Annotated in this window: 16 protein-coding genes; 10 read left to right on the top strand and 6 right to left on the bottom strand. The window is 63.4% G+C overall.

Annotation, left to right across the window (positions count from 1 at the left end; all coding sequences use genetic code 11):
* Window position 1: 1 nt before the first annotated feature.
* Window positions 2-508, top strand: coding sequence for a hypothetical protein (locus tag MHX63_RS05050; protein ID WP_005293871.1), 507 nt, complete (start codon window positions 2-4; stop codon window positions 506-508).
* An 8-nt stretch (window positions 509-516) separates the two neighbouring features.
* Here MHX63_RS05050 and rsgA read toward each other — a convergent pair whose 3' ends face one another.
* Complete coding sequence (rsgA, locus tag MHX63_RS05045) at window positions 517-1,524, bottom strand: ribosome small subunit-dependent GTPase A (RefSeq protein WP_239387503.1); 1,008 nt, start codon at window positions 1,522-1,524, stop codon at window positions 517-519.
* Complete coding sequence (gene aroA / locus MHX63_RS05040; protein ID WP_239387502.1) at window positions 1,525-2,814, bottom strand: 3-phosphoshikimate 1-carboxyvinyltransferase; 1,290 nt, start codon at window positions 2,812-2,814, stop codon at window positions 1,525-1,527.
* A gap of 72 nt (window positions 2,815-2,886) precedes the next feature.
* On the opposite strand from aroA, the gene MHX63_RS05035 reads away from it, so the two are divergent.
* The 4 genes from MHX63_RS05035 (at window position 2,887) to MHX63_RS05020 (ending at window position 4,938) form a co-directional block, all read left to right on the top strand.
* Window positions 2,887-3,519 carry an SOS response-associated peptidase gene (locus MHX63_RS05035; protein ID WP_239387501.1) on the top strand — a complete coding sequence of 211 codons (633 nt, stop codon included), beginning with the start codon at window positions 2,887-2,889 and terminating at the stop codon, window positions 3,517-3,519.
* Window positions 3,520-3,552: 33 nt separating this feature from the next.
* On the top strand, window positions 3,553-4,182 hold the full coding sequence (locus MHX63_RS05030) for a sigma-70 family RNA polymerase sigma factor (protein WP_239387500.1): 630 nt from the start codon (window positions 3,553-3,555) through the stop codon (window positions 4,180-4,182).
* Between the two features lie 6 nt (window positions 4,183-4,188).
* Window positions 4,189-4,452 carry a mycothiol system anti-sigma-R factor gene (gene rsrA, locus MHX63_RS05025; RefSeq protein ID WP_239387499.1) on the top strand — a complete coding sequence of 88 codons (264 nt, stop codon included), beginning with the start codon at window positions 4,189-4,191 and terminating at the stop codon, window positions 4,450-4,452.
* A 114-nt stretch (window positions 4,453-4,566) separates the two neighbouring features.
* Window positions 4,567-4,938 carry a PH domain-containing protein gene (locus tag MHX63_RS05020; RefSeq protein WP_239387498.1) on the top strand — a complete coding sequence of 124 codons (372 nt, stop codon included), beginning with the start codon at window positions 4,567-4,569 and terminating at the stop codon, window positions 4,936-4,938.
* A 93-nt stretch (window positions 4,939-5,031) separates the two neighbouring features.
* On the opposite strand, the gene MHX63_RS10490 is transcribed toward MHX63_RS05020, so the two are convergent.
* From MHX63_RS10490 to MHX63_RS05005, 4 genes are all read right to left on the bottom strand, one after another.
* Window positions 5,032-5,106, bottom strand: coding sequence for a 50S ribosomal protein bL37 (locus MHX63_RS10490; protein WP_011274008.1), 75 nt, complete (start codon window positions 5,104-5,106; stop codon window positions 5,032-5,034).
* 94 nt (window positions 5,107-5,200) lie between these two features.
* Window positions 5,201-5,467, bottom strand: coding sequence for a WhiB family transcriptional regulator (locus MHX63_RS05015; RefSeq protein WP_005293852.1), 267 nt, complete (start codon window positions 5,465-5,467; stop codon window positions 5,201-5,203).
* Between the two features lie 365 nt (window positions 5,468-5,832).
* On the bottom strand, window positions 5,833-7,131 hold the full coding sequence (locus MHX63_RS05010; protein ID WP_239387497.1) for a hypothetical protein: 1,299 nt from the start codon (window positions 7,129-7,131) through the stop codon (window positions 5,833-5,835).
* Window positions 7,128-8,489: a DEAD/DEAH box helicase gene (locus tag MHX63_RS05005; protein WP_239387588.1), complete on the bottom strand. Its 1,362-nt coding sequence runs from the start codon at window positions 8,487-8,489 to the stop codon at window positions 7,128-7,130. Before MHX63_RS05005 ends, MHX63_RS05010 begins: the two co-directional genes overlap by 4 nt.
* Window positions 8,490-8,569: 80 nt before the next feature.
* Here MHX63_RS05005 and MHX63_RS05000 point away from each other — a divergent pair, with 80 nt between their 5' ends.
* From MHX63_RS05000 to MHX63_RS04980, 5 genes are all read left to right on the top strand, one after another.
* A complete protein-coding gene (locus MHX63_RS05000) occupies window positions 8,570-8,833 on the top strand; it encodes a DUF3107 domain-containing protein (RefSeq protein ID WP_239387496.1) in 264 nt (87 codons plus the stop codon).
* Window positions 8,834-8,852: 19 nt separating this feature from the next.
* On the top strand, window positions 8,853-9,797 hold the full coding sequence (locus MHX63_RS04995; RefSeq protein ID WP_239387495.1) for a DUF3152 domain-containing protein: 945 nt from the start codon (window positions 8,853-8,855) through the stop codon (window positions 9,795-9,797).
* The gene (locus tag MHX63_RS04990) at window positions 9,761-10,705 is read left to right on the top strand and encodes a TIGR02569 family protein (RefSeq protein WP_239387494.1); all 945 of its coding nucleotides are present in this window, start codon (window positions 9,761-9,763) and stop codon (window positions 10,703-10,705) included. Before MHX63_RS04995 ends, MHX63_RS04990 begins: the two co-directional genes overlap by 37 nt.
* A 73-nt stretch (window positions 10,706-10,778) precedes the next feature.
* On the top strand, window positions 10,779-14,144 hold the full coding sequence (locus MHX63_RS04985) for an ATP-dependent DNA helicase (RefSeq protein WP_239387493.1): 3,366 nt from the start codon (window positions 10,779-10,781) through the stop codon (window positions 14,142-14,144).
* The gene (locus tag MHX63_RS04980) at window positions 14,145-17,765 is read left to right on the top strand and encodes a UvrD-helicase domain-containing protein (protein ID WP_239387492.1); all 3,621 of its coding nucleotides are present in this window, start codon (window positions 14,145-14,147) and stop codon (window positions 17,763-17,765) included. It abuts the gene before it with no gap.
* The last annotated feature ends 21 nt before the right edge of the window (window positions 17,766-17,786 follow it).

Genomic DNA, 17,786 nt, shown 5'->3' with positions numbered 1-17,786 from the left:
CATGCTGGTGTACATTCCCGCGACCTTTGACATGCTGGGCACCCTTGCGGAGCAGGGGGAACACCCGGTGCGGTCTGCGGTTGGCTTTGCCCTGACCCCGGCGGTGCGGGAGTTCTACACCGGCGGCGACGAGGAGGAGCTGGCGTACACGGCCTTCCTGGATGCCGCGCGGGCCTCGCTGCGGCTGCTCAGCGCGGGCGGGGAGGAGCGCTTCCCGCACCGGCGCGTGGTGATCAGCGCGGAGATCGATGACTCGGCGGTTACTTTGGCGCCGACCGACGGCGAGTCCGTGGTGCGGCTGGACCCGGCGGTTGTGAAGGTGCAGCAGTTGTTGGCGATCCATGTTGATGACGCCGACGCGGAGGCCGCCACGGCGAAAGCGATCGAGTGCATCGACGCAGCTGACCTGGGGGATGAGGACGCGGAGTTCGCGCTGGGGGACTGCGAGGACAACCTGATGAGCTGGTACGACGCGAAGGAGCTGCCGTTCCTGGTGGATCTGATGTAGCAGGTTAGCTACATTTCCCACTCGTTGTTGCTGCGCAGGGCCTCCAGCAAGCGGCGGATCGCGGTGACGCGCCGGGCGGAGGCACCGGTGAGGGTATCCAGGGCGCACTCCGGGTCGGCGGGCGGACCCATGTGCGTGCAGCCGCGGGGGCAGTCTTCGGTGACCTCGCGGAGGTCTTCGAAGACGTCCACTACGGTGTCCGGGTCGACGTGTGCCAGCCCCAGGCTGCGGATGCCCGGAGTGTCGATAATCCAGCCGCCTGCGGGCAGCTGGAGCGCTACGGACTGGGTGGAGGTGTGCCGGCCTTTGCCCACCCCGCTGACTTCTCCGGTGGCGCGTTCCGCGTCAGGGATGAGGCGATTAAACAGGGTGGATTTGCCCACCCCGGAGTGGCCGACGAGGGCGCTGACCTTGCCCGTGATGTGCTCGGTGAGTTCGTCCAGGGAGTCGCTGACGCCGGTGGTGAGGACCTCTACGTCGAGATCGCGGAACTCGGCGGCGAAGGCGCTGGGGTCGGCGAGGTCGGATTTGGTGAGGCAGACCAGCGGGGTGAGGCCGCCGACGAAGGCGGCGATGAGGGCGCGTTCCACGAAGCCGGTGCGCGGCGGTGGATCGGCCACGGCGCTGACGATCAGCAGGTAGTCCGCATTGGCCACGACGATCCGCTCGAAAGAGTCCGTGTCGTCCGCAGTGCGGCGCAGAATGGAGGTGCGGTCTTCGAGCCGCACGATGCGCGCCAGGGTGTCCTTCTTGCCGGAGGTATCGCCGACCACACAGACGTGGTCTCCGACGACTACGTTGGTGCGCCCCATCTCGCGGGCGCGCATGCAGGTGACGAGGGTGCCGTCTTCGTCTAGCACCACGCCCCAGCGGCCGCGATCTTTGGAGACGACCATGCCCCGCTTGGCGTTTTTATGGCTCGGCCGATCCTTCGTCCGTGGGCGGGAGCCCTTGCCGGGGCGGACGCGGACATCGGATTCGTCCCAGTGATGGACGTTGCTGTGCTTTCGCCCCATCTAGCGTTCCTGGCCCAGCAGCTGCGCCCAGCGGCGACGGAAGCCGGGGAGGGTTTTGGCGGTGGTGTCCACGTCCGAGACCTCGATGCCCTCGACGCGCAGGCCCAGGATTGCTCCGGCGGTGGCCATGCGGTGATCGGCGTAGGACTCCCAGCGACCGCCCTCCAGGGCGGCCGGGTGGATGATCAGCCCGTCGGCGGTCTGCTCGACGTTGCCGCCGAGAGCGTTGATGTTATCCGCCAATGCCTGTAGGCGGTCGGTCTCGTGCCCGCGCAGGTGCGCGATTCCGTAGAGGTGGCTGGGGCTGTCGGCCAGGGCCGCCAGGGCGGCGACGGTGGGGGTGAGCTCCCCAATATCGTGCATGTCCCAGGTAATGCCGTTGACGCGACCGGTGCCGGAGACGACAAGATCGCCGTGGTGGACGTCCAGCTCCGCCTCCGCGCCCATGTCCAGCAGGATCTGGCGGAACTGGTCGCCCGGCTGGTTGGTGGTGGCGGGCCAGTTCTGGATGCGCACGGTACCGCCGGTAAGCACGCCCGCGGCCATGAACGGCGTGGCATTCGACAGGTCCGGCTCCACGTGCCACTGGCGGCCACTGATAGGGCCGGGGTGGACGGTCCATCGGTTGAAGGAGGTCTCCACGTTCACCCCGGCCTCGCGCAGCATCTGCACCGTCATCTCGACGTGGGGCTGGCTGGGCAGGGAGTTGCCCTCGTGGATAACGGTGACGCCCTCGGTAAAGCGCGCTCCGGCCAGCAGCAGACCGCTGACGAACTGGGACGACTGGGAGGCATCGATGGTAATCTCCCCACCCTGGACCTCCCCGGAACCCTCCACGAAGAAGGGCAGACCCTCCGGGTTGCACTCGGTGCTGGTGTTCACGGTGGCGCCGAGGGCACGCAGGGAGTTCAGGGTGGTGGACATCGGACGGCGGCGGGCCTCCACATCACCGTCGAAGGCAACTGTGCCAGTGGCCAGGGCAGCGATCGGCGGGACGAAGCGCATCACGGTGCCAGCCAGGCCACAATCCACCTGACCGCCGTGCAGCTTCTCCGCCGGGGTGACGTACATCTGGTCGTTCTTCAACAGGATCTGGGTTCCCATGGAACGCAGAGCCGACATCATCAGCTCCGTATCGCGGCTCACCAGCCCGCCGGTGATGGTGGAAGGCGCATCCGCCAGCGCGGCGAGGATCAGCGCACGGTTCGTAATAGATTTCGAGCCGGGGATAGCCACGGTGGCCTGTACGGGCTCGGTGGCGACCGGAGCCGGCCAGAGTTGTTCAGACATACCTGCAGACATACCCACATTGTCTCACTTTTTCGCTGGAAAAGAAGCGTGGGGTGGGCATAATGGGCGAGTATGTGTGGCCGATACGTTTTGTTCAGCTCCTTAGAAGAGCTTTCGGGTGACCTGCAACGACGGCTGGGAGCCCCGCGCATACCCCGCGCCGGGGTCGGGGCGTGGCCCGCGAACTACAACGTGGCCCCCACCACCGAGGTGCCCATCGTGCGGGAATTTAGAAACGAGGCCACGATCGGCCCCGCACGCTGGGGCTATCCGCCGAAGACGGTTTTTAACGCGCGGGGAGAGACCGCATTCTCCAAGCCCCTGTTTGCCGGATCCCTGCCATGCGCTTTCCCGATGGACGGCTGGTACGAGTGGACCGTCGGGGAGGACGGGAAGAAGCAACCCTGGTTCACCACCGCCACCGACGGCCACCCCCTGTACGCCGCCGGGCTGTGCAAGGCCGTGGAAGACAAGCTCTACGGCACCATCATTACCGTCGCGGCCTTGCCCGAACTTGAATGGCTGCACAGCCGCATGCCCAGGATCCTGGTGGGCGACGAGCTAGAAACTTGGCTGAAGGGCACAGAGGCGGAGCTGGTGGCGTCACCAAACAAGACAACAGAAGTACACAGCAGGAAGGCAGATAGGAGGGTTGGCTCCGTGGCGAACAACTTCCCGGAACTGGTGGGAATGAACCGGCGATAGAATTGCGTTGGAAGAAAGGTGAGAGGTGAGCGAATGAAACGCAGCGATGACACTGCAGACGAGCTGCTGCAAAGATTCGAAACAGACGCGCTGCCCCTGCTGGATCAGCTCTACGGTGCGGCGCTGCGGATGACGCGCAACCCGGCCGACGCGCAGGATCTGGTGCAGGATGCGTACATGAAGGCCTACCAGGCGTTCGGTTCCTTCAAGGAAGGCACGAACCTGAAGGCATGGATGTACCGAATCCTGACGAACACGTACATCAACAGCTACCGCAAGGCGCAGCGCCGCCCGACGGAATCCAGCGCGGAGGAGATGACCGACTGGCAGCTGGCCGAAACGGCGAAGCATGACTCGGTGGGACTGCAATCCGCCGAGGTGGAGGCGCTAAAGAACATCCCGGATAAGCGCATCCAGGATGCCTTGATGAGCCTGGGCGAGGACTATCGCATGGTCGTGTACTACGCCGATGTGGAGGGGCTGGCCTACAAAGAGATCGCCGAGATTATGGACACTCCCATCGGGACCGTGATGTCGCGGTTGCACCGCGGGCGCAAGCAGCTGCGCAGCAAGCTGAAGGACGTAGCCGCGGAGCACGGGATCGTGACGGAGACGGCACACAACAAGACGGCACACAACAAACTGACGGAAGCGAAGGGATAAGAGCACATGTGCAAAGACAATTCGCGAAAGACGGACTGTGACGACCTGCTGGATGCCCTGTACGAGGTTGCTGATGGTGACGCCGACTGGGAGAGCCGCGAACGTTTGCGAGCCCACGCCGACGATTGCCCGGAGTGCCTGCAGCAGTTGGGTCTCGAGCAGCAGGTCCGGGACCTCCTGCGGAGCTGCTGCAGCCAGCCCGCCCCAGTGGAGCTGCGAGCGCGGATCTGCACGCAGTTGCGGGTGATTAGCTACCGGGTGGAGGAGTAGCTCGCAGTATCGAGTTTATTGTTCTTTCCTGGCCGTTACATCGCAATGCAATCTACATTTGGTACTAGGTTAGATAGTCAGAAGGTTTAGCCCACTTAGCATTAGGAGAGAACAATGGAAGCTGCTGAGATCGCGGAATGGACGTTCGTTGAAGAAGTTCCGATTCCAGGGGACGTCATGGCGTTGCTCGTGCCCGGAGAACAGGCGGTCGTGGCCTTTAAGACTTTCAGAGATAGTGCAATCTTCACCACGAAGCGCCTGATTATGCGTGACGCTCAGGGGTTGAGGGGTAAGAAGGTGGAGGTCTATTCTCTGCCGTATTCGGCGATCAACATGTGGTCCAAGGAGAATGCGGGAACGTTCGATGTCAATGCTGAGATCGAACTCTGGACGCGGGCCGGAAAGATCAAGGTAAAAATCGGCCGTGGCCTTGATGTACGTCGCGTCGATTCTTTGATTGCACATAGCGTGTTGGGGGCGCTATAGCTTGCATAGTAGCTCTGCCAGCCTGGAGCAAAGCAAAAGGCCGGCGGGCACCGATGTATGCGGTGCGCCTGCCGGCCTTTTTTGAGTTACGGCTTAAGAGTTTGGACGCTTGCCGTGGTTAGCCTTCTTCTTGCGACGATCCTTGCGCTTGCGGCCACGCTTGCTCATTGTGCAGCTCCTTGAATTTTAAGGGACAGTTTCAACCTGTTCAGCTTAGCGGGGGTGCGAAGCTGGACAAAATAGCTGAACAAAAGGTTGGGGTTTAAACAGTGATGCGCTTGCGGGTACGGGTGCGGCCACGGTTGGTGCGGCGCTTCAGTGCGCGGCGCTCGTCCTCGGCCATGCCGCCCCACACGCCGGCATCCTGGCCGGACTCGATAGCCCAGTTCAGGCACTGGGAAGCGACGGGGCAGCGGTTGCAGACCAGCTTGGCCTTGGCGATCTGAGCCAGGGCAGGGCCGGAGTTTCCTACGGGGAAGAACAGCTCGGGGTCTTCTTCACGGCAAACGGCTTTGTGGCGCCAATCCATTATTGTATTTCCCTTCTATTTTTTCGGACAAAGGATGTCCGAAGGTGCGTCGTTTTGGTTCTTTGCAGTCGGTGTGGGCACTTTGGCCGGGGATCGAAGTTGGGCTCGACGAATTTACCTAGAGAATCTCTAGGTAAATTCAGGCAAAAGTGGTGGTGGCGAAGTGGCGTGCAGACCTGTGTGTAGAGGGGGTCGCGGCGGCTTCTCGCCTTGCGATTAAGACCTTGTTGGTTTGTTGTTAACCTTTTGGTCTCTTATCGGTTACTCGAAAGATTGTTGCACGTTATTCGCGCTTTGGCTAGAGCTTTTTCTCAAATTGTGACAAACATCACAAGATCTTAATTTGGTATGCCAGGGGAAAGCGGTTATGGGATAGCATTTCCCAGCGCCACGACGGACTCGCCGCGCTTTTCCACCAGCACCTCACCCGCCAGCTTGAGCGTCACCTGTCCGGTGTAGCCCTTGCGATCCACCGGGATGGTGCGCAGAACCTTGCCGTTATCCCAGTCCACTACTGCGATCCCCTTAGCAGTGGGAACCAGCAGCCGCCCACCCATTGGAGTTGCAGGGCCGATTGCGCCATTAACTTGGAACGCAGGCTCCATGGTCGATGGGATGAAGGTCACCACCCGGGAGCCATCAAACCAGCTCATCAGATGCGCCGAATCCGCCGTCTGGGGGCGGAACAGCGTGCCATTCCGCTGCTGCGGATCCAGTAGCGGGGCGGGGTCGGCGGGGAACTGCTGAAAGGCGCCGTCCTTATCCAGCACCTGGAAGCGCGAACCTTCGTTATCGTTCTCGTCCTTCGCGCGGGTGCCGTTGCCGGGGGCGTAGATTACCGCCCGGTCTAGCCCCACGCCCACCAGCTCGCTGTCGGCGGGAACCTCGTACTCGTGGTACTTCTCCGGGGCATCCGAGTCCTCCGGGTTCGTCTTGAGCAGCCGGATCAGCTTCTTTTCGCTATTGGGGCACGTCTGTGCCGTAACCAGCAGATCCCTGCGCGTCAGGGCGGAGGTAAAGGTGCACTCGGTATAGGGCTGCTTGTTCGGCTTGACTGCCGTCAGCTTGTCGCCAACCTCCACTCGCCGCACACCGTCCGAACGCAGCAGCTCCGTGCGGGTGGGGGAAAGCATCCCGATGTTGTCTCGGCTCTGGAACAACTCCACGTGGTCGGAGGCCAGCATGTCGCGTGTGTGGCGATATTCGCCGGTGCCGCTATCCAGTGCCACTACCTGCCCGCACCCCTTGGGACCCTGCAGAAAGAGGTTCGTTTTCCCCCAGTTCGTCGCCACTGCGCACAGGTCGTGCGGCGCTTTGTATTGCCAGACCTCCGTACCGTCGTCGCCTCGCACCATGGTGGCCTTGTTGCCGGAGGTCAAAACCACTCCGCCTTGATCAACCACCAGGCCGGCGGAGTCCGTCCTGGCATCCCACAGCTCGCGCAGATGCTCTGGAATCTGCCGGTCGCCCTTGGCGGAGTCGGAAGAGGCGAGGGTCTTGTCCTCGGCCTCGATCGGGTGATCGGCGACCCGGTGGTCTACCTCGCGAGCATCGGAACCCAGCCACGTGATCCCGCCGAGGGCAAGCAGCCCGCAGGCCAACGCGGCGGCGACGATGTGGTCGCTGCGGCGGGCGCGCTCGGGGGAAGGGAAGCGATGGCTCATGGGCGCGGCCCCCTGCGGGACTTCTTCACCTTCAGCGCTGCGCCTTTCACGCCGCGCGGCGCCCCCACCCGGTCGCCAACATCGCCGGGAAGGTCGAACTCAGCCAGAAATTCCGCGCTGGAGGAGAACCACTGCGGTGGGTCCTGCAAGTCCAGCCCCAGGGCGTCGCTGATGGCGTTCCACCGCGCGACCTCGTCCCAGCCGATGAGGCTCACCGCCGTGCCCGTGTTGCCCGCGCGCCCCGTGCGACCGATGCGGTGAACATAAGTGCGCTCGTCGTCCGGCACCTGGTAGTTGATCACGTGCGTGACGTCCTCGATGTCGATGCCGCGCGCCGCCACGTCGGTTGCCACCATCACGTCCACCTCGTTACGGCGGAACTCGTCTAGGGATTCCTCGCGGTCCTTCTGGCGCATATCCCCGTGCACCGCGCCTACGCGGAAGCCCAGCTTGGCAAGATCTTCGGCCACACCCGCCGCCTGCCGTTTTGTACGGGCAAACACGATGCTGCGGCCCCTGCCAGGAGACTGCAGAATTCGGGCGAGCGCGGAGAGCCTATCGAGCTTGTGGGACTGGAACACCACCTGCTTCGTCGACTCGTGGGTTGCCTCCGTCGCCGCACTGTCGGCCTGGATCAGCACCGGGTGCCGCATGAATGTCCTAGTCAGCGCCGCAATCGGGCCTGGCATAGTGGCGGAGAACAGCATCGTCTGCCGCTGTGGGCTGGTCTGCGTGATGATGTCGCGCACATCGTCCAGGAACCCCTGATCCAGCATCTCGTCTGCCTCGTCCAGCACGACGATCTCCACCGTCTGCAGCTGCAAATACCCCTGCTGCGCCAGGTCCAGCAGCCGTCCCGGAGTACCGACGACCACGTCCACGCCGCGCGCCAGTGCCGCCGTCTGTGCATCGAAGCCCACGCCGCCGTACACTGCCTGTACCTGCAGGGCACGGGTCTTGCTCTTTTTTCTTTGGGACGCACCCTCGGCCCCCACCGGCACACGCAGGTTACGGGCGGCCAGGGTCAGGTCGTCGGTCACCTGCAGGCACAACTCTCGGGTGGGCACCACGATCAAGGCGCGCGGGGTGCCGTCCGGAGCGGTGACGGTGGCGTCATCAAAAACCCGATCGAGAACAGGAATACCGAAACCCAAAGTCTTGCCCATACCCGTGCGCGCCTGGCCAATCACGTCGGAGCCCTTCAGCGCGATGGGCAGGGTGTATTCCTGGATGGCGAAGGCGTGCGTAATGTTGGCTGCAGCTAGGGCTTCCGTGATCTCCACGGCCACGCCGAGCGAGCCGAAAGTCGGGTGGGAGGCAGAGTCCCCAGTAAAAGCTCCAGATGACCCCGAGGGCATTAGCACCTGCAGCACCTGCCTTCCTTGCTCGACCCGATAGCTATGATGGTCACAATACTGCACGTGAGTAGAAAACGAATATGAAGGAAGGGTTTCCCATGCAGATCAAGGTCGGATTCGTACACAATGCCCGCGAGCTGGCTATCACCATCGACTCCAAGAGCGAACAGGCCAAGTCCCAGGACGAGTACGTGGCAGAGATCGAGAACTTCCTGCGTTCCGGCGAGAATGAGACGCTGACCATCGAAGGTGCCAAGGGGGCACGCTACGTGCTGGTACGTGGACAGATCGCTTATGTAGAGGTCGGCGCAGAGGCCAAGAATTCCGTCGGCTTCGTAAGCTAGGGAGGCTGCGACTAGCTGTATGAGTAGCGGCAGTATCGTGGAGCGCCACCCCATCCCGCCGGCGCGGAAGTCTGCACCGGAAGCACCGAGCGCGCAGTCCCAGAATGGGCGGTTTAGCTTCCGCAGCGTAATACTAATTTCTGTCGCGTTTGTACTGGTTACCCTCCTGGTTATGTACAGCATTTTGCATGGCTTGGGCGACGAAGAAGGCACGCAGGCCACCGGTGAGGTCGCGGTTACGACCAGCGACGACGGCGGCACGGTCGGCGCCGAACACGGCGATTACGAGGGGCTGAAGTTCGGTTCCCTGCCCCCGGGCGGCAAGTACACGAAGAAGGGCGGCGGCAAATTCCGCACCGCCGGCGAGCCCGGCAAAACCTTCGGCAAGGGGAAGAAGAAATTCACCTACGTGGTGGAGGTTGAGACGAGGCTGAAGTCCTCCGCCTACGGCGGTGACGATGCTTTTGCCGCGATGGTGGACGCCACCCTGGCCAACCCGAAGTCGTGGGTGGGCGATCCGCAGTACTCCTTCCAGCACGTGGACGAGAAGAAGCTGCCGAAGGGGAAGAAGCCGGATATGCGGATTCAGTTGACCTCGCCGGAGACCACCGCCGAGACCTGTGGTGATAGCTATGGCATTGAGACCAGTTGCAACCTCCCGGGCGAGGGGCGGGTGGTGCTCAACGAGGCACGCTGGGTGCGCGGAGCCATACCGTTCGAGGGGGATCTGGGTGCCTACCGGCAGTACATGATTAACCACGAGGTCGGCCACGGCATCGGGCACAAGGCACACGTGCCCTGCTCCAAGGACGGTGCGCTGGCGCCGATTATGATGCAACAAACCATCAGCTTGAACAACGCCGAGATCTATAAAATCAACCCAGACAAGGCCTTCAAGGACAATTCGAACACCTGCAAGGCAAACCCATGGGTGTTTCCGTTTGGGTACAAGAACAGCAAATAAGCGAGCACATGATCAACGACGATTCTTACAGCGACTTCAACTCCCCGCCACCGGCGCACATCCTGGCTAGCTTCCAGGTGCCCTCGGCGCACCCGGTGCTGTTGGAACAGGAGTGGAGCCAGGGGTGGCGCTGCGACCGGGCGGTGATCTCCCGGACAGACGAGCCGGCGCGGGCGGCGTGGATCGCCAAGATCATGTCGAAGGTGCGCCCGGCAGGAGTGTCCATGTCGCGGCCCATCTTCTCTTCCGACGGGCGCTTTAGCGTGTCCGGGTGGCGGGCGCGGACTTTCATGTCCGGCCACCAGTCGCCACGCTTCGACGAGATGGTGGCGGCCGCCTTGCGCCTCAACGAAGCTCTGCGTGGCGAGAAGAAGCCGACGTTCCTGGCGCCGCCTGTGGCAGGGGAGAAGTGGCACGAACACGACCTCTTCGCCGCGGCGGACCAGGCCGCATTCGCCGAGGATCCGGCGGAATGGGTCACCCCGGTGTTGGCGCCCGAGAGCGTGCCGCGGGAGGATGTCGCCGCCGCTTTGGTGAAGGCCGCAAGCCTTGCCGAGCTGCGCGAACCGATCGTGGAGGACGACCAGCTGGTGCACGGGGATATTGCTGGGTGCACCATCTTCGACGGAACCGCCGATCCCATCGTGACGGATCTCTACCCGGCTTGGCACCCGGCGGCCTGGACCGTTGCGCTGCTGATCGTGGATACGATGTCCTGGGGCAACGCGCCGGATGCCCTGCTGGATCGCTGGGCGCACCTGCCAGACTTCACGCAGTTGGTATTGCGCGCGGTGATGTATCGGCTGTTCCTGCACGCCATGCTGCCAAATTCCCAGCCGGAGTCTTGGGAGGGGCTAGCACGCGTGGCCGACGTTGTGGCGGCCTGGGTGGCTAAGCGGGAAGGCTAGTCGCCGCTCATAATCGAACACGAAATAGGTATTCGTCGGGAGGTTGTCCGGGGCGCATGACAGACTAAGAGTCATGGAACGGGACAGCGCTCACAGGGACACCAACCACGATCTCGAGAAGCGCCTCGGCGCCAGCGGGAAACCGAAGGTACGGCTGGGGCAGCCCACGGATGGGATTCAGCCAACGGAGGTTTTCGACGGCCTGGCCGGAGCCCTGGTTGAGGGCTCGGCGCAGGTGGATTACTCGCAGCCCTATGCGATCCTCGGTGGGCCGGGAACGGGCAAGACGTCCCTGTTGATCTCTGCGGCGCGGAACTTCCTGCTGCAGGGGGGATCGGCGTCCGAGATAATGTTCTTCGCGCCGTCGAAGGAGGCAGCGACGGCCGTGCGCGCGGCGCTGTACCAGCGCATGGCTGGGGAGGGCGCCTACGCTGCGTCCGGCACGTTTGTGCGTTCGGTGCACTCATGGGCCTTTGCGTTCTATCGCAGCGTGCAGACTCTGCGCGGACAGAAGCAGCCGCGACTTATCACGGGTGCGGAACACGACATGCAGATCCGCGAGATCCTGCGGGGCACCAAGGAGGACGGTAATCGGTACTGGCCCGCCAACGTCGTACCCGCGCTGAGCTACGCGGGCTTTGCGCAGCAGCTGCGTGATCTGCTGCTGCGTGCCACCGAGCGTGGTCTATCAGCCCAGCAGCTGCAGCAGCTAGGGGTCGAACACAACCGCCCGATGTGGAAGGCCGCGGGGCGCTTCCAGGAGGAATATCAGCAGGTCCAGCGCCTGAGCCGTTCGGAGAGTCTAAATGCCTCCGAGTTGCTGCACGCGACTTTGGCCGCCTTTGAAAAGCCGGAAGGCGAGAAGTTGGTCGAGCGGCAGCGGGAGAAGGTGAAGCTGCTGCTGGTCGACGATGCGCACAACCTGGACCCGGCCTCCGCCCGGCTGATCGAGAGCTTCATGGTGCCGGGGACCCGGACCCTCATCGCAGGCGATCCGGACCAGTGCGTGTTCCACTTCCGAGGCGCAGACGAGGCCTTCCTGGACTCCTGCTCGCAGGACCCGGATCACCGGGTGGTTTTGAGCGCTTCTTATCGTTTGACGCCACCTGCGGCCCAGTCCGTGAACGCTCTCCGTAGGCACTTGGGCGTGCAGCCGAGCCGCGTGGAGCTGCGCTCTGCGGGTACTAGTGACAGTGCCATTTTGAGCGCGCGGGCAGATGGCAGCTCCGCAGGCGTCGATTCTGTGCAGGTGACGATCACCCCGACGGAGACCGCGGAACGCCTGAAGATCGTGGATGTGGTGCGGCGCGCGCACATCGAACAACAGGTCGCGTGGGATGACATCGCGGTGATCGTGCGCGGCACCGGCAGCATCGCGCGGGTGCGCAGGACGCTGATGGCCTACGGCGTGCCGGTGAAAGTGGACCCAACCTCCGTGGTGCTGGCCGAGCAACCCCTGGTACGGATGCTGCTGCTGGCCGCGGAGGCGAGCTACCGGAACCTCACGGTGGCGGAGATGCACAGTGTGCTGGAAGGCAGCGTGGGTGGCGCGGACCCGGTGATGGTGCGCCGCGTGCACCGTGCGGTGGCGCTGGCCATCCGCTCCGCGCAGGTGGCCGGGCAGACGTTGCGGGCCCACGAGGACGGCAGGCCCTTCCAGGCCGTGGACTACGTCACGGAGCTGCTGAATCACCCCGAAGACCCGGCGAACCAGTGGATCACCAGCCACTGCGGCCCCCGCGAGCAGGAGGTCATCCAGCGCGTGTCCACGGTCTTGGAGGCTGGGCGGCAGGCGTGGAAGAACAACCAGGGGACGGAGATGGTGCTGTGGAAGATCTGGCAAGCCACCAAGCTGGACATGCACTTGCGCACGCAGGCGCTGAAGGGCGGATCACTCGGCGCGCAGGCCGACGCGGACCTAGATGCGGTGATGAGCCTGTTCGATATTCTGGGCGACTTCGCAGAGCGCAACCCGCACGCACAGATGGAGAGCTTCGTAGAGAACCTCCGCGCCCAGAAGGTGCCCACCGGCGGGCGCGACCAGCGCGGAGTGCGCGCCGGGGCAGTGGAAATTCTGCCCGCCCACGCGGCGGCGGGGCGCCAGTGGAAGGTGGTGGCCATCGCCGGAGTTCAGGAAGGCGAGTGGCCGACTGGGCCGACCGTCGGCGGACTTTTCGGTCAGCTGGAGCTTGTGGACCTGCTGGACCGGGGGATCAACCCGAGCGTGCCGGTGGCGCGTATCAACGATGCCATTGAGGAGGAGCGCCGGCTCTTCCTGCTGGCACTCAGCCGCGCGACCGACAGGGTCCACGTGACCTGCGTGCGGAACTCGGGCGATGAGGCGCTGGTGCCATCCCGATTCATTGCCGAGATGGACGTGGAACCTACGGAATTGGCTACAACCGACGAGACAGAGGAGGCAGTGGGCCGCAAGGTCTCCGGCTCCGGGGCGGGCGCGCTGCCCCGCGTACTGGCCATCGAATCTCTGCTGGCGGAGCTACGCGATGCCGTCACTGACCCCAACCGCCCCGGCCACGAGCGGCGTGCGGCAGCACGGAACCTGGCCAAAATGGCGCAGGCCGGAGTGCATGGTGCAGCTCCTGAAGACTGGTGGGGCATGGCTGAGCCCTCCACGGACGCACGCGTGCTGGCCGGCGACAAAATCCGGTTGAGCCCCTCCAAGCTGGAAAGCTGGAACACCTGCGCGCTGCGCACCTTCCTGGACAGCAACGGCGGGGTGAGCGAATCCACCGAGGCGATGCGCGTGGGCATATTCATTCACGCCATCGCCGAGCAGATAGTGCAGGGCATGGAACTCGATGAGGCGCAGCTAGCCGTCCGCGAAATCCTCCCTTACGTGCTCGACGGACCAACGTGGCAGGGCACGCAAACGATAGAACGCTGGGAAGTAGGCGTCAAAAAGCTACACGGCTTCATTAACAGCTATAGGGACAAAGAGTTCGAGCTTGAGACCGAGCGAACACTACGGGCGCGGGTCGGGCAGACACCCGAAGGTGTCGAGGTGACGCTGAGCGGGCGCGCGGACCTGCTGGCCACGAACCCGGAAGATGGACTGACGCAGGTGATCGATTTCAAGACCGGCAAGACCGCAGTTACGAAGAATACAGCAGCGGAAAGTCCGCAGCTGAGCGCGTACCAGTTCCTACTCACGCTCACCGAGCGCCCGGGTGGTAATGGGCAAAAGTACCGCCCCGGGGGCGCAGAGTTGGTGTACCCGGGGACTTCGGCCAAGACGGTTACTGAAAGAAACCAGGCGGAGCTGACGGAAGAACAACTGAGCGGAGTACACGATCAACTTATGGAGATTGCGCCAGTGACAGCAGGGCCGACATACCTGGCCACGCCGTACGACGGCTGTAGGCATTGTGACTTCAAGGCGATCTGCCCCTCGCAAGACGAAGGAAACCAGGTGGTTTAAATGGATAGCAACCGACACATCTTCAATCCTCAGGAGCTATCCCAACTGATGGGGCAGAAGTTTGCCCCGACCGACGAACAAGCGGACGTTATCCAGGCCGGCCCGTTCGGCAATTTCCTGGTCGTCGCCGGCGCGGGTGCGGGCAAGACCGAAACCATGGCGGCCCGTGCCGTGTGGATGGTGGCCAACGGCTACGCTCGGCCCGAACAGATCCTGGGTCTGACTTTTACCCGTAAGGCCGCGGCCGAGCTGGGAGAGCGCATCCGCCAACGCCTGCAGACCCTGGCGGGAAGCGCCTTCATGGACCAACTGCCAGCAGACGATCCGCGGCGCGAGGTGCTAAAGAACATTGCGCCGGCGGTGGCGACCTACGACTCCTACGCGGGGGATATTGTCCGTGAATACGGTCTGCTGATCCCCTCGGAGCCAGCCGCCCGGCTCATTACCGCTGCCGAACGGTGGATGGTCGCCCGCGACGTGGTGTACAACTCTGACAGCTCTTTAAGCGCGCAGCGGACCGTCCCCAACGTGATTGCGGACGTGTGCGCTCTATCGGACGAAATGGATAACCACCTGGTTGGCATCGAGGAGGTCGAGCAGGAAAACATGGCAGCGATGAAGCTGCTGGAGGAGCTGCCCAAGGGAGCGCGAAGCAGGAAGGAATTCACCGACGACAACACCAGATTCCTGGAAGCCCAGCAGTATCGCACCGAGCTGCTGAAGCTGGTGCGGAAGTTCCGCGAGACCCTGCAGGAGCGCGACCTGCTGACCTTCGGGCAGCAGATGAGCAAAGCAGCGGAGCTCGTGCGCGATCACGAGATAGTGGGGCAGGACCAGCGGCGCCGCTTCCGCGTGGTGATGCTGGACGAGTACCAGGACACCGGCCATGCCCAACGGGTCATGCTGCGTTCGCTATTTGGCGGCGGGCGCGCGGGCGAAGGTACCTTCTCCGCGATGGCGGTGGGCGACCCCATGCAGTCGATCTACCAATTCCGTGGAGCTACGGCCTCCAACCTGGAGAAATTCCGCACCGACTTTCCTGACGCGGCCGGGAAGCCGGCCGGAAAGCTGCAGCTGCTGACCTCCTGGCGCAACCCCACCATGGTGTTGGACATGGCCAACAAGGTCTCAACGTGGTCCATGGAACGCAGCACCGAAAGCACCGGGCGCCTGGTCTCCGAACTACGCCCGCGCCCCGGTGCCGCGAAAGGTGATTCGGAGGTTGCCTTCTTCGACGAGCGGGAACAGGAACTCGACTGGCTAGCCGACAAGCTGCAGGCCCAATGGCAGGCTTACCAACGGAAACTGGAGACGGCGGACGACCCGGCGAAGGTCAAGCCGTTCTCCGCAGCGGTGCTAGTGACCGTAAACGCCGACGCAGTGCCGATTTACGAAAAACTAGTGGAGCGCGGGGTGCCCGCGGATATGACAGCAGGGCCGGGACTACTGGATATTCCCGAGGTCGCGGACGTATTCGCAACACTGCGAGTGCTGGTGGATCCGACAGATGACGTGGCACTGCTGCGCCTTTTGACAGGCCCGCGTTGGAACATCGGAGCTGCCGACCTTGCAGTTCTTACGCGCCGGGCAGAGCAGATCGCCCAACGCGGAGCCGGGGAAACGGACGCCATCGACGACGCCGCAATGGAACGGCAGCGTCAGGAAAGCATCGAATTACTCCGCACCCCTGGAGTGCGCGACGAGCTGATCGAGGCAGTGCTAGAGGCCATCCCGAACGCCACGGAGTTTTCCGTGGGACTGATCGATGCACTCGCCGACCTGACCGACGCCGAGGAGATGGGCATGTCGGCCGAGGGAGCCCAGCGGCTAGTACAGCTCGGCCGAGAGCTTGGATACCTGCGCCGCCACAGCTTGGGTAAGAACTTGCCGGACCTGGTGGCGGACATCGAAAAGATGCTGGGAGTCCGCACGGAAGTCCTCACCCGCTGGCACCGCCGCCCCGAACAGGCGATCGGCACCAGCCACCTGGATAAATTCGCGCAGATTGTGCGGGACGTTTCCCGCACCGGAACCGCCACCCCGAAGGCATTGGTGGAATACCTGCTAGCAGCTCAATCGGAAGAAGACGGGCTGGACCCGGGCGAGGTGCAGCGCAAGGACAACACCGTCCAGATTCTCACCGTTCACAAGGCAAAGGGGCTGGAGTGGGACATCGTCGCCGTGCCGCATGCCTCGCGTGAACGCTACGGGGATTATTCCCAGCCACGATCCGAGGATGCATGGACCACCAAGGCGCAAGTGCTGCCGAGCAGCCTGCGCGGCGATGCCGGTGACGGCCCGGGGGCGTACCCGAGACTATTGACCGACGAGGCGGAAGACCGGGCCGGTCATACCAAGGCGTACAAGGAGTTCAACAAGCAGGTCAGCCGCTTCCGCGCCAAGGAGAACGATCGACTGTTCTACGTGGCCATCACCCGCTCCGAACGGGTGTTGTACGTCAGCGGATCGGCCTTTAAAGCGTCTGCGAACCGAGGCAACGACCCATCAATTTGTCTTACGCTGCTGCATGAGCACCTCCAGCAGAATGGCGCAACGGACAGCGTGGGGTACTGGTCCGACATGGGCAAGTACTACAAGGACCTGGATAAAATGCTGGACGATCCGGACGGCCTGCCCATTGAAGACAAAGAGATGCTGCCCGACTCAGAGACCAACGGCAAGCGCTTGGACTTTGAAGAGGCGCGCAAAGAACGAGATGTTGCCGCAGCCACCGGCGCCGTCTGGCCGTCCCCTGCCTCAGCCATTGCGGGCCCCGGCGTGGCCGAAGGTGCAAAGCAGGTGCGCAAGGAAATCGAGGCTGCGTACGCAGAACACATGCAACACGCACAGCACCAGCCCGAGTCAAACGCCTTTGCGGGTGAAGCGCCGACCACCCTCGCCGAGGCCTGGGACCTCGAGACGAACCTGCTGCTCGAGGAGTTTTCGGCAATGGATAACGCCGAACTTCTGGTGCCCCTGAACGTGCGCATGACAGCCACCGAAGCTGTGAGCCTACGCAAGGACGACCAGGAGTTCGCCCTCCGCGCACGTCGCCCCATCCCGCTGGAACCGAAGCCCTATGCCAAACGCGGTACCGCCTTCCACAACTGGGTGGAGGAACGCTACCAGCAGGTCAGCCTCCTGGATGAAGAACAGCTCCCCGGCGCTTCCGACGCATCCCTGGAGGACCCGTACCTCGAAACGCTCAAGGAGGCCTTCCTGCGCTCCGAGTGGGCCGACCGCCAACCCGAAAGCGTGGAGGGGGCGTACTCCGTCACCATCGGCGGCCACGTGTTCGAGGGGCGGATCGACGCAGTTTTCCACGACGGAACCGACCCCACCGACGGCTGGATCGTCGTGGACTGGAAGACCGGACGCAAACCCACCGGCGCGGATATGGACGCAGCCGCCATGCAGCTGGCCGTCTACAGGCTTGCCTGGGCGAAACTGCTCAGTGCGAAACTGGGGGTGGAAATACCGGCCGAGAACGTCCGGGCTGCGTTCCACTATGTCGCGGCAAATGAAACCTATGAACCGCGTACACTACTTTCTGCAGACGAGCTCGAAGGGATGCTTGGGGGCGTCACCACAAAGACCAACCAAGACAACGACGAGCAGTGACGAGCAGTGACGAGAGGACGT

The sequence above is a fragment of the Corynebacterium sp. ACRQK genome (genome assembly GCF_022345965.1).
Classification (GTDB): Bacteria; Actinomycetota; Actinomycetes; order Mycobacteriales; family Mycobacteriaceae; genus Corynebacterium.
Note: the sequence above shows the minus strand (reverse complement) of the source record. Positions and strands in the feature narration are given on the sequence as shown.